This is a genomic window from Streptomyces sp. NPDC001868 (genome assembly GCF_040297125.1).
Lineage (GTDB): Bacteria > Actinomycetota > Actinomycetes > Streptomycetales > Streptomycetaceae > Streptomyces.
In genome coordinates this window covers 154,973-169,661 of record NZ_JBEOYO010000006.1, presented here as the reverse complement: position 1 = coordinate 169,661, position 14,689 = coordinate 154,973, and the positions used below count along the sequence as shown (strand labels likewise).

At 71.6% G+C, this 14,689-nt stretch carries 12 protein-coding genes; 5 read left to right on the top strand and 7 right to left on the bottom strand.

The window, feature by feature from the left end:
- Positions 1–59 precede the first annotated feature (59 nt).
- Positions 60–788, bottom strand: coding sequence for a lysophospholipid acyltransferase family protein (locus ABT147_RS09865; RefSeq protein WP_351403810.1), 729 nt, complete (start codon positions 786–788; stop codon positions 60–62).
- Positions 789–1,370: 582 nt separating this feature from the next.
- Here ABT147_RS09865 and ABT147_RS09860 point away from each other — a divergent pair.
- The gene (locus ABT147_RS09860; protein WP_351403808.1) at positions 1,371–3,482 is read left to right on the top strand and encodes a SpoIIE family protein phosphatase; all 2,112 of its coding nucleotides are present in this window, start codon (positions 1,371–1,373) and stop codon (positions 3,480–3,482) included.
- Between the two features lie 142 nt (positions 3,483–3,624).
- On the opposite strand, the gene rocD is transcribed toward ABT147_RS09860, so the two are convergent.
- The 3 genes from rocD to ABT147_RS09845 all read right to left on the bottom strand — a co-directional run bounded on the left by rocD (position 3,625) and on the right by ABT147_RS09845 (position 6,363).
- Entirely contained in the window at positions 3,625–4,851 is a 1,227-nt protein-coding gene (gene rocD / locus ABT147_RS09855; RefSeq protein ID WP_351403806.1) for an ornithine--oxo-acid transaminase, read from the bottom strand.
- A 67-nt stretch (positions 4,852–4,918) separates the two neighbouring features.
- Positions 4,919–5,749, bottom strand: a complete 831-nt coding sequence (ddaH, locus tag ABT147_RS09850; RefSeq protein ID WP_351403804.1) for a dimethylargininase — start codon at positions 5,747–5,749, stop codon at positions 4,919–4,921.
- A 122-nt stretch (positions 5,750–5,871) separates the two neighbouring features.
- A complete protein-coding gene (locus ABT147_RS09845; RefSeq protein ID WP_152167275.1) occupies positions 5,872–6,363 on the bottom strand; it encodes an Lrp/AsnC family transcriptional regulator in 492 nt (163 codons plus the stop codon).
- A 148-nt stretch (positions 6,364–6,511) separates the two neighbouring features.
- On the opposite strand from ABT147_RS09845, the gene ABT147_RS09840 reads away from it, so the two are divergent.
- The 4 genes from ABT147_RS09840 to ABT147_RS09825 all read left to right on the top strand — a co-directional run bounded on the left by ABT147_RS09840 (position 6,512) and on the right by ABT147_RS09825 (position 10,825).
- A complete protein-coding gene (locus ABT147_RS09840; RefSeq protein WP_351403801.1) occupies positions 6,512–7,279 on the top strand; it encodes a LytR/AlgR family response regulator transcription factor in 768 nt (255 codons plus the stop codon).
- 9 nt (positions 7,280–7,288) lie between these two features.
- Positions 7,289–7,648: a hypothetical protein gene (locus tag ABT147_RS09835; RefSeq protein ID WP_351403800.1), complete on the top strand. Its 360-nt coding sequence runs from the start codon at positions 7,289–7,291 to the stop codon at positions 7,646–7,648.
- 75 nt (positions 7,649–7,723) lie between these two features.
- Positions 7,724–9,469 (top strand): sodium/solute symporter, encoded by a 1,746-nt coding sequence (locus tag ABT147_RS09830; protein WP_351403798.1) that lies wholly within the window; start codon positions 7,724–7,726, stop codon positions 9,467–9,469.
- Positions 9,470–9,604: 135 nt separating this feature from the next.
- On the top strand, positions 9,605–10,825 hold the full coding sequence (locus ABT147_RS09825) for a sensor histidine kinase (RefSeq protein WP_351404097.1): 1,221 nt from the start codon (positions 9,605–9,607) through the stop codon (positions 10,823–10,825).
- A 19-nt stretch (positions 10,826–10,844) separates the two neighbouring features.
- On the opposite strand, the gene ABT147_RS09820 is transcribed toward ABT147_RS09825, so the two are convergent.
- From ABT147_RS09820 to ABT147_RS09810, 3 genes are read right to left on the bottom strand one after another with little or no spacing between them, the layout of a single operon-like run.
- On the bottom strand, positions 10,845–11,000 hold the full coding sequence (locus ABT147_RS09820; protein ID WP_351403796.1) for a hypothetical protein: 156 nt from the start codon (positions 10,998–11,000) through the stop codon (positions 10,845–10,847).
- Between the two features lie 14 nt (positions 11,001–11,014).
- Complete coding sequence (locus tag ABT147_RS09815) at positions 11,015–12,961, bottom strand: serine/threonine-protein kinase (protein ID WP_351403794.1); 1,947 nt, start codon at positions 12,959–12,961, stop codon at positions 11,015–11,017.
- A 16-nt stretch (positions 12,962–12,977) separates the two neighbouring features.
- Positions 12,978–14,537 carry a DUF6777 domain-containing protein gene (locus ABT147_RS09810; protein ID WP_351403792.1) on the bottom strand — a complete coding sequence of 520 codons (1,560 nt, stop codon included), beginning with the start codon at positions 14,535–14,537 and terminating at the stop codon, positions 12,978–12,980.
- Positions 14,538–14,689 lie beyond the last annotated feature (152 nt).

Below are 14,689 nucleotides of genomic sequence, written 5' to 3'. Positions count from 1 at the left end.
GCACCGCCGGGACGCTCTGCTACCGGCAGAACGCCTCGACGGGACGGGCAGGAGGATGATCAACTCAACGGCATACGCGGGAACTTGCGCTCCTTCGCCGCCTTCGCCGCCGCGGCCTCCTCCGCCTTCACCACGGCCGCGTACTGGTCGACGTACTCCTGCTCGGAGAGCGTGAGGATCGCGTACATGATCTCGTCGGTGATGGCGCGCAGGACGGCCTTCTCGTTCTCCATGCCCTCGTAGCGGGAGAAGTCGAGGGGCTTGCCGAAGCGGATGACGACGGGGTGGATGTTGGGGATGACCTTGCCCGGCGGCTGCGCCTCGAAGGTGCCGATCATGGCGCAGGGGATGACGGGCACCCGGGCCTTGAGCGCCATGACCGCCACACCGACCTTGCCCTTGTAGAGGCGGCCGTCGTGCGAGCGGGTGCCCTCCGGGTAGATGCCGAGGAGTTCGTCCTTGCTCAGCACGCCGAGCCCCTCGCGGATGGCGGCCTGACCCGCGTCCTTGCCGGAGCGGTCGACCGGGATCTGCCCGGCGCTGTGGAAGAAGAACGCCGTCAGCCGGCCCTTGAGGCCCGGGCCGGTGAAGTACTCGGCCTTCGCCAGGAACGTGATGCGGCGCTTGAGGATCGCGGGCATCAAGAAGTGGTCGGAGAAGGACAGATGATTGCCCGCGACGATGGCCGCGCCCGACGGCGGCACGTGTTCGAGGCCTTCGATGCGAGGCCGGAAGACCAGTCTCAGCAGGGGACCCAGAAGCACGTATTTGAGCAGGTAATAGAACACGGCGTCTCCCTCGCGCTACCGGATCGGCTCTATGGACGTGTTCCGCCAGGTCACAGCAGACATGCGCGCACACGGTCACTTTCCGGGTGTGGCCGTCCGCGGCCAGGTCTGATCGGACTCACGCCGACTCCTTGCTGACTTCGCTGACGTTGCGTCAGGCGCGTGAGCGCTGGTGAGCCTCGTCCTGCGTATCGACGATTGATCGTAGCCCGACGCCCCGTGCCACCGGGAGCACCCCGACCCGTCGGCGTCACCTCGCGACGGTCCTGTGGCCGAACTGTGGGGGCGGCGGGCGCCGGGTGGGCCGGGCGGTGCCGAACGGCGGGAGGGCGGTGGCGGTGCGGGTCCGCGCGGCTCCGGAGACACCCGCCGACGAAGGCCGCACCGCCGACGGCTCCCCGGGCGAGGTCCGGTAGTCGGCCGGATACAGACGGCGACACCTGATCGATCACCTCCGAACCGCCGCCATGCGCCACCACCCGGCCCTCCGTGACGGCCGTGACCGGGCCATGGTCCTGATCCACATGCCGTCACCCGCGTCCGGGCTTAGCGTCGGCTTATGGGCGTTAGGTGTCGCGCCGTATGACCGGGTCCGGTGAGCGGCCAGGTGTCGTCGATCCGCTCGGTGAGACCCTGGCGGCGGCGGTGCGCCGTACCGGTGCCAGGTCCGGGGGTGTCTACCTGCTGGACCCGGCGGAAGCCGTGCTGGGTCTCGTCGCGCTGTGCGGTGTTCCCGTCGACGCCTTCGCCCCGTGGTGGCGGGCCCCGTTCGCCGTCCACGGCCCCAGCCAGGACGCGATACGCAACGAGCGGCTCGTCTGGGTGAGTTCCCTGGAGGAGCTGGCCCGCTCCTACCCGCGCGTCGCGGCGAGCATCCCCTACCAGGTCGCGTTCGCGGTCGTCCCGCTCAGGGAGGTCCGGCACTGCCGGGGCGCGCTGCTGCTGATGTGGGCCCCCGGCCGTTCTCCCCGGCTCAGCCGCCGGGAGCGCGGCCACATCGCCTTCAGCGCTCGCCGTATCGCCCGGGTGCTGGACGCCGCCGCCCACCCTCCGGTCATCCCGGACCGGCCACGCTTCGTGCGTCGCCACCACGCGGAGCCGAGGCCGCAGTCCGGGCTCGCCGCGGCCCGCCTGCTGGAACGCCTGCCCCTCGGCACCCTCGCCCTCGACCTGGGCGGATGCGTCACCTATGTGAACGCCGCGGCCGCCGAGCTGCTGGGCAGACCGGCGGAACAACTGCTGGGAACCCAGCCCTGGCAGTCACTGACCTGGCTCGACAACATCGCGTACATGGACGCGTACCGCACCGCCGTGAGCAGTCGCGAGCCGCTCGCCCTGACCGTCCTGCGCCCACCGGACCAGTGGCTGGACCTCCGCCTCCACACGGACGACAGCGGCACCAGCGTCCTCATCGCCCCCGACCCCTCGTCAAGGCCGCCCGGCACGCAGCCGACCTTCACCGGCACCCCCACGCACAGCCGTATCCATCTGCTGATGGCCCTGGCGGCGGCCCTGACCGAGACCCTCGGAGTGCAGGACGTCGTCGATCTGGTCGCCGAGCGGATCCTGCCCGCCTTCGGCGCCCACGGCATGATCATGTCCACCGCCGACGCGGGCCGCATCCAGATCATCGGACACCGCGGCTACGCCCCCGACGTCATCGAGCGGCTCGAAGGCCTGTCCTCGGACTCCGATCTGACCCCCGTGGGCCGCGCCCTGACCACCGGCACCTCCTTGTTCGTCGCCGACCGCGACGAACTGGCCCGCCGCTACCCCAGGGCCCCGCTGATCGGCGACAAGCACGCCTGGGCCTCCATGCCGCTGCTCAGCTCCGGGCACCCCATCGGCTGCCTCCTCCTCTCCTACAACGAACCCCATCCCTTCACCGCCGCCGAGCGCTCGATCCTCACGCCCCTGGCCGGGCTCATCGCCCAGGCCCTGGACCGCGCCCGCCTCTACGACGCGCAGCACAACCTCGCCCACGCCCTCCAGCAGACCCTGCTGCCCCACGCCCTGCCCGCCGTGACCGGCCTCGACGTCGCCGCGCGGTATCTGCCGGCCAGCCACGGCATGGACATCGGCGGCGACTTCTACGACCTCATCCGCCTCACCGACACCACCGCCGCCGCGGTCATCGGCGACGTACAGGGCCATGACATGACGGCCGCCGCCCTGATGGGCCAGGTCCGCATGGCCGTCCACTCCCACGCCACCGCCGGAGCCACCCCCGACCAGGTCCTCACCCGCACCGACCGCGACCTCGCCGACCTCAACGCCACCCGCTTCGTCTCCTGCCTCTACGCCCACCTCGACCTGGCCCGCCACCGGGTCACGCTCGCCAGCGCGGGACACCCGCCCCCGCTGCTGCGCCACCCCGACAGCCGCACCCATCCCGTCGACATCCGCCCCGGTCCCCCGCTCGGCATCGGCATCGGCACCCCCTCGTACCCCCTCACCACCCTGTCCCTGGCCCCGGACACCCTCCTCGCCCTCTACACGGACGGGCTCGTGGAGACCCCCGGCATCGACATCACCCGGACCATCGCCGACCTCGCCCACCACCTCGGCCAGTACGCCGACCTCCCCCTGCACCAGCTCGTGGACAGCCTCGTCCACCACACCCGCCGCACCGACCGGCACACCGACGACATCGCCCTGCTCCTGCTCCAGCCCCACCGCACCGCCGAGCGGTGAGCGCACGCGGGTGACGGGGCCTGGGGGCGTGTGTCGTCCGCGGGTCGGTCGTGGTTGCTCGCGCCGTTCCCCGCGCCCCTGCCGGGGCGCGGGTGTCGGGCTTCGGGTCTTGAGGAGCCCTCTTCTTCAGGAGCCCTCCTCTTCAGGAACCCTCCTTCAAGACCTCCCCCAACGTCCCCAGCGCCGACCGGAGTTCCGTCGCCGTGATCGTCAGGGGCGGGGCCAGGCGGATGGTGGAGCCATGGGTGTCCTTGACCAGGATCCCCTTGCCCATGAGGCGGTGGCTGATCTCGCGGCCCGTGCCGATCGTGGGGTCGATGTCGACGCCCGCCCACAGTCCGCGTGCCCGGAAGCCGACCACGCCCCGGCCGACCAGTTCCGTGAGCCCGTCCCGCAGGACTCCACCCAGTTCGGTGGCCCTGAGCTGGAACTCCCCGGTGCGCAACAGCTCGACCACCGCCGAACCGACAGCCGCCGCGAGGGGGTTGCCGCCGAACGTCGAGCCGTGCTCGCCGGGGCGCAGGACCGACAGCACCTCCCGGCGGGCGACCACCGCGGACACCGGCACGATGCCGCCGCCGAGCGCCTTGCCGAGCAGTACGGCGTCGGGCAGGACGTCCTCGTGCTCGACGGCGAGCGTCCGCCCCGTGCGGCCGAGGCCGGACTGGATCTCGTCCGCGATGAACAGGCAACCCGTGCGACGGGTCAGCTCACGGACGCCGCGCAGATAGCCGTCGTCCGGGATGAGCACGCCCGCCTCGCCCTGGATGGGCTCGATCAGCACCGCCGCCGTCGTCTCGTCGATCGCCGCCTCCAGCGCCGCGAGATCGTTGTACGGGACCACACGGAAGCCGGGCGTGAACGGGCCGAAGCCGTCGCGCGCGACCGGGTCCGTGGAGAAGCTGACGATCGTCGTCGTACGGCCGTGGAAGTTGTCGGCGGCGACCACGATCGTGGCCCGGTCGGCGGGGACGCCCTTCACCTCGTACGCCCATTTGCGGGCCACCTTGATCGCGCTCTCCACGGCCTCGGCGCCCGTGTTCATCGGCAGCACCATGTCCAGGCCGGTCAGCGCGGCCAGGGACTCGGCGAACTCGGCGAGCCGGTCGTTGTGGAAGGCCCGTGAGGTGAGGGTGAGCGTGTCGAGCTGGCGGTGCGCGGCGTCGATCAGCGCCGGGTGGCGGTGGCCGAAGTTGAGGGCGGAGTAGCCGGCCAGCATGTCCAGATAGCGGCGGCCCTCCACGTCCTCGACCCAGGTGCCCTCGGCGCGGGCGACGACCACGGGCAGCGGGTGGTAGTTGTGCGCGAGGACGGGTTCCTCGGCGCGGATGAGGTCGGCCGACGAGCGCGTGTGGGCGGGGGCGGTCATGAGCGGACCTCCGGGGTCGCGGGGCGGATCGCCGGAACCGGGCGACGGGTCTGCTGGGTCATGTGAGTCACGGGCGGATCTCCTGAGTGACGCACTTGATGCCGCCGCCGGCCTTCTGGAACTCCGACAGGTCGACGGGGACGGGAACGTAGCCCTGCCGGGTGAGCTGGTCGGCGAGTTCCTTGGCGCGGGGCGAGATGAAGACGTGGCGGCCGTCGGACACCGAGTTCAGGCCGAACGCCATGGCGTCCTCGCGGGTCGCGATCACCGCGTCCGGATAGAGCCGGGCGAGGACCGCGCGGCTGCCGGGCGAGAACGCCTCCGGGTAGTACGCGATGTTCCCCGGACGATCGCCGGTTTCGTCCTCCAGGACGAACAGCGCGGTGTCCAGATGGTAGAAACGCGGGTCCACCAGCTGGAGGCTGATCACGGGGACGCCGAAGAACTCCTGCGCCTGGCGATGGGCCTCGCGGGTGGTGCGGAAGCCGGTCCCGGCGAGCAGGTAGCGGCCGGTCGGCACCAGGTCGCCCTCTCCCTCGCACACCGACTCGGAGCGCAGCACGTCGTACCCGGCGTCCTTGAACCAGGCGTCGTACGCGGTGGACTCGGGGCGCCGCTCGGGCGCGTGGAACAGCGAGCCGAGGACACGGCCGCCGAGGACGAGCGCGCAGTTGGCCGCGAACACCATGTCGGGCAGCGCCGCCACCGGCTCCACGGTGTCCACGGTGTGGCCGTGGTTCCGGTAGGCGCGGATCAGCTCCTGCCACTGATCCTGGGCGAGATCGACGTCCACGGGGGTGTCCGGATGCATCCAGGGGTTGATCGAGTACTGCACGGCGAAGTGTCTGGGTTCACAGACGAGAAAGCGCCGAAGGCGCGGCACACGGCTGTCGGGCACAGAGGGTTTCTCCGCTTCCTGCGAGTGTCGGCTGGGATGACACCACGGTAGGAATCAGGCCAGGCGCACGACAAGGAACGAACGTTGCGTGTTCGCGCAGTAATGCTGCGTATTCATCGAGCTCAGCGCATGTTCGCTGCGTCCTGGGTCGCGCCGGCCTCCGGAGCCTCCGGCAGCAGGTGCGACAGCACCATGTAACTGATCGTCTTCCGGATGAACGGCTCGGCACGGATCCGCTCCAGCACCTCCTCGAAGTGCTCCACGTCGACGGCCCGGACATGCAGCAGCGCGTCCGCGCCACCCGTCACCGTCATCGCCGCGGTGATCTCCGGATGGTTGCGCACGACCTCCGCGAGCCGCCGGGGCGGCGCCGCGCCCTCGCAGTACACCTCGACGTACGCCTCCGTGCGCCAGCCGAGCGCCGCCGGCTGCACCGTGGCCGTGAACCCGGTGATCACCCCGGTCTCCCGCAGCCGGTCCACCCGCCGCTTGACCGCGGTGGCCGACAGACCGATGGCCGAGCCGATCTCGGCGAAGCTGGTCCTCGCGTTCGCCATCAACGCCGTGATGATCTTCCGGTCGAGCTCGTCGAACGCCGCGGACTTGCTGCTCATGCGGGCACTGTATCGACGGGGGGTACCGCCCGCGCCCTGTAAGGGGCGAGGGGAACCGCGCGACCAGCCACGGACCGCCCGCGGTGTGACAGGCAATCCCAGCGGAGCGCTTAGGCAGGTGTACGAATTGCTCCTACACTCCACGTTCATGCTGCGCGCGCTCGCCGTCGATGACGAGAAACCCTCCCTGGAGGAACTGCTGTACCTGCTGAACGCCGATCCACGGGTCAGCAGCGCCGAGGGCGCGAACGACGCCACCGAGGCCCTGCGGCGGATCAACCGGGCCCTCGAATCCGGTCCCGACGGACCCGACGCGATCGACGTCGTCTTCCTCGACATCCACATGGCCGGACTCGACGGCCTCGACCTCGCCCGCCTCCTCACCGGCTTCGCCCGGCCCCCGCTCGTCGTCTTCGTCACCGCGCACGAGGGCTTCGCCGTCCAGGCCTTCGACCTCAAGGCCGTCGACTACGTCCTCAAGCCGGTCCGCCGGGAACGCCTCGCCGAGGCGATACGCCGGGCCGCCCAGCTCCGGGAGGCGACCACGGCCCCGCCCCCGCCGATACCCGTCCACGAACCCGACCCCGACCAGATACCCGTCGAACTCGGCGGGGTGACCCGCTTCGTCGCCGTCGACGACATCACCCACGTCGAGGCCCAGGGCGACTACGCCCGGCTGCACACCCCCCAGGGCAGCCACCTCGTCCGCATCCCCCTCTCCACCCTCGAAGAGCGCTGGCGGGCGCGCGGGTTCGTCCGCATCCACCGCCGCCATCTCGTCGCCCTGCGCCACGTCGGCGAACTCCGCCTGGACGCGGGCACGGTCAGCGTCCTCGTCGGCCCCGTGGAACTCCAGGTCAGCCGCCGCCACGCACGCGAACTGCGCGATCTGCTCATGCGCCGGACCACGGGCTGAGGAGCCGCCATGCCGAACGACCCCATCGAACGCCGCGAGGTCGTCACGGGAGTGCCCCGCCGCACCCGCCGCACCTCCGGCCACCACCGCCCCCGTACCGAGATCGACGAACAGACCACCCTCGGCCACACCTACGTCCGCTCCCTCATGCGCAGCCAACTCCGCGCGGCCCTCGCCGTGTTCGCGGTCCTGGTCCTGCTGGTCGCCCCGCTGCCCCTGGTCTTCGCCGCGATGCCGGACGGCGCCGGCCTGGAGTGGGCCCTCCTCGGCTTCGGCATCTACCCGCCGCTGGTCCTCCTCGCGTACTGGCACGTACGCCGCGCCGAACGCAACGAGCAGGACCTCGTCCGGCTCGTCGAGGACCGCTGAGGCGATGGAAACGACGGAAGCGGCGGCAGCAACGGAAGCGGCGGCAGCAACGGAAACGACGGAAGCAGCGAACCCGTGAACGAGAACTACGCCGTCCCCGCCGTCGCCCTCGTCGTCGTCGCGACCGTCTTCGTCGGCGCCTTCGGCCTGCGCATATCGCGGACCACCTCCGACTTCTACGTCGCCTCCCGCACCGTCGGCCCCCGCCTCAACGCGGCCGCGATCAGCGGCGAATACCTCTCCGCCGCCTCCTTCCTCGGCATCGCCGGCCTTGTCCTCGTCCAGGGCCCCGACATGCTCTGGTACCCGGTCGGCTACACCGCCGGCTATCTCGTGCTCCTGCTGTTCGTCGCCGCCCCGCTGCGCCGCTCCGGCGCCTACACCCTGCCGGACTTCGCCGAGGCCCGCCTCGCCTCCAAGACCGTGCGGCGGCTCGCGGGGGCCTTCGTGGTCGGTGTCGGCTGGCTCTACCTGCTGCCCCAGCTGCAGGGCGCGGGGCTGACGCTGACCGTGCTCACCGACGCCCCCAAGTGGCTCGGCGGTGTCATCGTCGCCGTGGTCGTCTCCGCCACGGTCGCCGCCGGCGGCATGCGCAGCATCACCTTCGTACAGGCCTTCCAGTACTGGCTCAAACTCACCGCCCTGCTCGTCCCCGCGCTCTTCCTCGTCCTCGCCTGGCAGGGCGACGGCGCCCCGCGCCACGCCTTCGACGAGCCTGCCCGGTTCCGTGAACAGCGCGTCGTCCGCGTCGACGAGACCCTCGACCTGAAGCTCACCAGCCCGCTCACCGTCACCGCCTCCGGCACGATCGACGGCCGCCGCCTCGACGACCACCGCGTCGACCTGCCCGCCGGCACCCACCGCATCGACCGGGGCACGCGCCTGACCTTCACCAAAGGCGACCCCGTCCCCGTCGCCGACCGCGGCACCAACGGCGGCATGTCCACCTCCCTCGCCGAAGGGCGCGAGGAACGCCCGCTGTACGCCACCTACGGGCTGATCCTCGCCACCTTCCTCGGCACCATGGGCCTGCCCCACGTCGTCGTCCGCTTCTACACCAGCCCGCACGGCGTCGCCGCCCGCCGCACCACGGTCGTCGTCCTCGCCATGATCGGCTTCTTCTACCTCCTGCCGCCGCTCTACGGGGCACTCGGCAGGCTCTACGCCCCCGACCTCACCCTCACCGGCGACGCCGACGCGGCCGTCCTCCTCCTGCCGGACCGCATGATCGGCGGCCTCGGCGGCGACCTCCTCGGCGCACTGGTCGCGGGCGGCGCCTTCGCCGCGTTCCTGTCCACCGCCTCCGGCCTGACCATGGCGGTCGCGGGCGTGCTCACCCAGGACGTGCTGCCCGCACGCGGTGTACGGCACTTCCGGCTCGGCACGGTCCTCGCCATGGCCGTACCGCTCGCGGCGAGCGGCCTGGTCGGCGGGCTGCCCGTCGCCGACGCGGTCGGCCTCGCCTTCGCCGTGTCCGCCTCCTCCTTCTGCCCGCTGCTCGTCCTCGGCATCTGGTGGCGCCGCCTCACCCCGCCGGGCGCGGCGGCGGGCATGCTCGTCGGCGGGGGCGCGGCCCTCCTCGCGGTCGCCGCGACCATGGCCGGCTATCCCGGCACCGGCAACCTGCACGCCCTGCTGGCCTGGCCCGCCCTGTGGTCCGTACCGCTCGGCTTCCTCACGATGGCCCTGGTGTCCCTGGCCACCCCCGGCAAGGTCCCGCCCGAGACCCCGGCGATCCTGGCCCGCTTCCACCTCCCGGAGGAACTGGTCGGCGGCCGGACCCGCGCGGCGACGAAGGAGGTCGAACTGTGGCGGGGGTGAGGACCGTGACCGACCGGAGGGCGGCGAGGACCGTGACCGACCGGGCGGCGGTGAGGTGCGGACCGGCGGAAGGGAACCCCTGGGCGGCGAGCGGTGTACCACTTGCAGGAGGTGAAAGACACGATGAGCGCTGAAGTGACCGGGTTCCTCGCGGGGGTCTTCGTGGCCGTGCTCCCGCTGCTCGCGGCCGGGTTCTGGCTCGGCCGGCGCACGGCCCGGCCGCGCAACAGCCTGGGCGGGCTCGGCACACCCGTCGAGCACGCCACTTTCCAGACCCTGCACACCGCCACACTCGCAGCGCCCCCGCTGCGCGCCGGCCTCACCGAGGAGACTGCCCGAAGATCGGCCAAGCGGCTGCGCACCCTGCTCGGCACCGACGCGCTGTGCCTCACCGATCACGAGTCGGTCCTCGCCTGGGAGGGCGTCGCGGAGCACCACCGCGCCGAGATCATGGGACGGCTGGTCGGCCCCCTGGAGACGGGCCGGGGCGAGGCCTTCCCGCTGACCTGCGACATCCTCGACTGCCCGGTGCGCTGGGCGGTCGTCGCCCCGCTCACGGTCGACGACCGCGTCCACGGCGCGCTCGTCGCCTGCGCGCCCCGCGAGTCCGCCGTCCTCGTCCGGGCCGCCGGCGAGGTCGCCCGCTGGGTCTCCGTCCAGCTTGAACTGGCCGATCTCGACCAGTCCCGCACCCGCCTGATAGAGGCCGAGATCAAGGCCCTGCGCGCCCAGATCTCCCCGCACTTCATCTTCAACTCACTGGCGGTGATCGCCTCGTTCGTCCGCACCGACCCCGAGCGCGCCCGTGAACTCCTCCTGGAATTCGCCGACTTCACCCGCTACTCGTTCCGCAAGCACGGCGACTTCACCACCCTCGCCGACGAACTGCACGCCATCGACCACTACTTGGCGCTGGTCCGGGCCCGCTTCGGCGACCGGCTCTCGGTCACGCTCCAGATAGCCCCCGAGGTCCTGCCGGTCACCCTGCCCTTCCTCTGCCTCCAGCCCCTCGTGGAGAACGCGGTGAAGCACGGCCTCGAAGGCAGGACAGTGATCGCCGCGGGCAAGAGCCACATCAGTATCACCGCCCAGGACGCGGGCGCCGAGGCGCTCGTCGTCATCGAGGACGACGGCGTCGGCATGGACCCCGAGGTGCTCCGCCGCATCCTCGCGGGCGACACCAGCCCCTCGGGCGGCATCGGCCTCAGCAACGTCGACGAGCGGCTCCGTCAGGTGTACGGCGACGACCACGGCCTCGTCATCGAGACCGCGGTCGGCGCGGGCATGAAGATCACCGCCCGGCTGCCGAAGTACCAGCCGGGCGTTCACCCGGACGGGGGAATTCCCCGGGCCTGAGGATCACTCGGGGTGAGCCTCAGGTGCGCGACGCCACCATCCCCAGCGTCAGGAGGCCCAGGACGACCCATCCGAACCACAGCCAGCCATTGCTGCCGAGCGCCACCGAGTAGGCCGTCACCGCGACCAGCCCACCGACGGTGAGCACCCCCATGGTCTTCGTCGAACCGGGCATCGCAACACCCTTCCTCAGGCTTCTTCTCCCTCCATGGTGCCCCCACTACCGGAAATGACAGTGCAGACGACGAAATGAGCGCCCTTTTCCCAACCGTCCTCGCTGATCCAGAACCCGGAACCGGACACCCCGGGCTCATAGCCGTACTGCTGCGGAGGCAGGTTCTTCCGGCAGGCGCCGAGCGCCTGCTCCTGAGCGTCGTCGTACGTGGTGCCGGGGCTCATCTCGTGGAAGCCGAGCACTTTCTGCCGGTGGCGGTCCTGGCAGGAGACCAGCCGGATCTTGTTGCCGGAGATCGGGTCGAGGCAGTCCTGCTTCTGCAGGGTGGCCACGTCGTCGAGCACCGTCTCGCCCACCGTGCGGTACACACCGATCGGGCCGTACACCGGCCGCCGCTCGCCCAGCAGCAGACAGGCGACCCGACGCCCGGCGGCGTCGAAGCCGTCGTCGGTGGGGAGGACGGCGTAGGTCCGGACGTCCACGAGCTTCTCGCGGGCCTCCACCGTGAGCTGCTCGCACTGGGCGGCCCCGCCGGTCCGGGCGTCCTCGGCGGACGACGCCTCGTAGGAGGCCATCACCTGGCCGTCCATGGCCCGCCCCGCGCAGTCGGGCACGATCCGCAGCCGGGCGGCGTCCGTGAACGGGGTGTCGGTCCAGGTGACGTCCACACAGTCGCCGTCCTGCAGCGGCTCCACCAGCCCCACGGTCCTCCCGTACGGCAGCTTCGTGCTCAGGGTGTCACTGCTGCCGCCGAGCCCGCCCGGCAGGTCCCGCATGTTCTCCATGGCCCACAGGACCCCGCCGACCACCAGGGCAAGACCGAGGGTGGTGGCCATGCCCGCGAGGAGGGCCCGGCTGCGGTGCCGACGGGGGCGCTCGCCGGCTCCGGCTCCGGTGGTCCGTGCGGGAGAGCCCAAGCCCTGGCCGGGGGCGACGGGCCGGGCGGAAGGAGTCTCCGGCGCGGGCGTCGGCGCGTACCACGGTGTCTCGTGCGGAATCCGCGAAGCGATGATCTCGCGCTCCGCCGTGTGCGTGGGCTCGCTCGCCCACTGCGGCTGCGAGCCCAGGTCGGGCTCGGTGCGGGGGTGGGCCTGGGGAGTGACGATCGCGGAGAGCGCCGCCTCGGTCTCGGCGGCGGTGATCCGGCGCACCGGGTCCTTGGCGAGCATGGCGGCCAGCACGGGCTCCAGCGCGCCCGCCCGCAGCATCGGACGTGGCTCCTCCAGGACCACGGCCGTCAGCGCCGCGATCTCCGAGTCACGGTCGAAGGGCCCGTACCCCTCGACGGCGTGGTAGAGCGTGCAGCCCAGCGAGAACAGGTCGGACGCGGCGGTCGGCGGCCCGCCCTGGGCCCGTTCGGGCGCGAGGTATCCGGCGGTCCCGACCAGGACGTGTGTCCGGGTGTACCGGGTCTCCTGGGTGTCGGGCTGGATGGAGATGCCGTAGTCGGTGAGCAGGACGCGCGCGTACGGCGAGCCGGTGCGGTCCGGGGCGAGCAGGATGTTGGCCGGCTTGACGTCCCGGTGCATGATGCCGCGCTCGTGCCCGGCGGTCAGCGCGTCCAGCACGGCGAGCCCGATCCGGGCGCACTCGGCGGGCGCGAGGGCCCCGCGCTGGGACACGAGGGCCTTGAGGTCGAGGGCGCCCGGGACGTACTCCATGACGATCCACGGCAGTTCGTCGTGTTCCAGGACGTCGTGCACGGTGACCACGTTCGGGTGGGCGCGCAGCCCGGCGGCGTGCCGGGCCTCGGCGCGGGCGCGGGCCACCCGTGCCGTGCGCTCCCGCTCGGCCTCGCCCGGATCGCGGAACACGATCTCCTTGAGCGCCACCTCGCAGTCCAGCTGACGGTCGTGCGCCAGCCAGACGTGGCCCATACCGCCGCTGCCCAGCCGGTTCAGCAGGAGATAGCGATCGGCGATGACCCGGCCGACTCCCGAGTGCGGTGCTCCTGACTGCATCGTCACTCCCCACGGTTCAGATCCATACGGGCTGGGCCGGGTCCTCGACGGGGTCGCCCGGGTCTCCCGGGCCGCCCGGAGCACCCGAATCACTCGGATCGTTCGGCCCACTCGGTCCACTCGGATCGGCCGGGACTCCCGGAGTGGTGGACGGGGGATCGCCGGTCGGGTCGGGGGCGCTCGTCGTCGGCCTGTCGGTGGGCGGCGGGTCGCTGACCTCCGGCGGGGTGGGATCGGGGGTGGGGGGTGGCGTCGGCGCCCTGCTCGACCTGGACGGACTGGGCGGCGGCGGGGGAACGGAGGGGGTGTACGTGGGCTCGGGGTCCGGCGACGGCTTCTCGGAGGACTTGGACGGCGAGGGCGACGGCGCGAGCGACGTACCGCCCGTCGACGGGGGAGTGGCCGACTCCGTGGGCGACGAACCGCCGCCAGTCGGGGAGGACTCCGGACCCGACGGTGTCGTGTCCCGGTCCGTCGGCGTCGAATCGCTCTCCGAAGGCGACCCGCCCGACGACGAGCCGTCGGTCTCCGACGACGAACCGTCCGTCTCCGAGGGTTCCGTCGACCCCGGACGCGTCCCCTTGGAACCCGAGCCCGAGCCCGGTCCGCCCGGGTCCGATTCCGACCCGGGGCCCGAGCCGGCCCCCGAGTCGTCCGTGCTCTCGGCGGTCCTGCCCGGCCAGTCCACATGCAGCGCCACCGCCGCGCCGAACTCCAGCTGGGCGCCCGGCCCGGGGCTCGACCCGGTCACCGGCGCGTCCCCCGGCGGCAGTTCGTCCCCGGCGACGGTCACCGCCAGACCCTTGTCCGCCATGGCCGCGCTCGCCTCGCCGAAGGTCATCCCCCGCACCTTCGGCACGGCCTGCCGCGCCCGGGTGTCGAACGTCGTGTCGGACTCGCCCGTGGTGCCGACGTCCCGGCTGATGCCCTGGTCCGGGTCCTCGACATCGACGAGCTTGATCTCCTTCAGCGTCTCGGGAGCGGGCTTGACGACGACCACCGCGGTCTTGTCGTAGCCCTTCCACGCCTTGTTGCCGTCGGCGAACTCCACCTTGATGCGTTCGGGGTCCTCGTCGAACGCGCGCAGTGGATTTCCGCAGCTGCACTTCACGGCGGGCACGCCCTGGTCGTCCACCAATACCGCGATACCGGCTTCCAGCAGCGCGTCGAAGGGGACGCCCTTGCCCTTCTTGTAGTCGTGGTTCTTCACGAGGGTGTCGTGGCGCAGGAGAACGGGTGTGAGTTCGTCGAGATATTGTCCGATGCCGTCGACATCGACATCGGCGATCCGCGCCCATTCCTGAGCCTTTTTCTCGTTCTCGGGAGCGGTGAGGAATTTCTCCAGCTTGCGCACGTCACAGACCTTCGGCTGCTGCGTGCCCCCGTACAGGCCGGGGGTGTTGCCCTGCTGCAGACCGCTGTGCGGCTCCAGGGAGGTGAGGTCGGGCTGGTCCCGGCCCAGCCGTTCCCCCTCGTCGAAGAAGGGTGCGAGGGACGGAATCCCCGCGGCCACCGCCTTCACCGCGAGCAGCGACGGGGCCGAGTCGCCGCAACCGCCGAGAATCAGTACGCCCACCAATACCAGGCATGTTCGCAAGCGTGTGTGAATTGTCATGACCGCTCCCCCCAGCGGTTTCCCCCGTCACCCCGCAGAAGGGACACGGGGCTCACGCAACATGCTACTGAAGGGCAAAGCCTTCCGGCCAAGGAAAAAGGAAAGAGAAAGGA

Bases quoted from the DNA above. Each gene is read 5' to 3' on its own strand.
- ABT147_RS09820 (WP_351403796.1), bottom strand. From the start codon at position 11,000: ATGCCCGGTTCGACGAAGACCATGGGGGTGCTCACCGTCGGTGGGCTG.
- ABT147_RS09840 (WP_351403801.1), top strand. From the start codon at position 6,512: ATGCTGCGCGCGCTCGCCGTCGATGACGAGAAACCCTCCCTGGAGGAA.
- ABT147_RS09815 (WP_351403794.1), bottom strand. From the start codon at position 12,961: ATGCAGTCAGGAGCACCGCACTCGGGAGTCGGCCGGGTCATCGCCGAT.
- rocD (WP_351403806.1), bottom strand. From the start codon at position 4,851: ATGACCGCCCCCGCCCACACGCGCTCGTCGGCCGACCTCATCCGCGCC.
- ABT147_RS09860 (WP_351403808.1), top strand. From the start codon at position 1,371: ATGACCGGGTCCGGTGAGCGGCCAGGTGTCGTCGATCCGCTCGGTGAG.
- ABT147_RS09835 (WP_351403800.1), top strand. From the start codon at position 7,289: ATGCCGAACGACCCCATCGAACGCCGCGAGGTCGTCACGGGAGTGCCC.
- ABT147_RS09845 (WP_152167275.1), bottom strand. From the start codon at position 6,363: ATGAGCAGCAAGTCCGCGGCGTTCGACGAGCTCGACCGGAAGATCATC.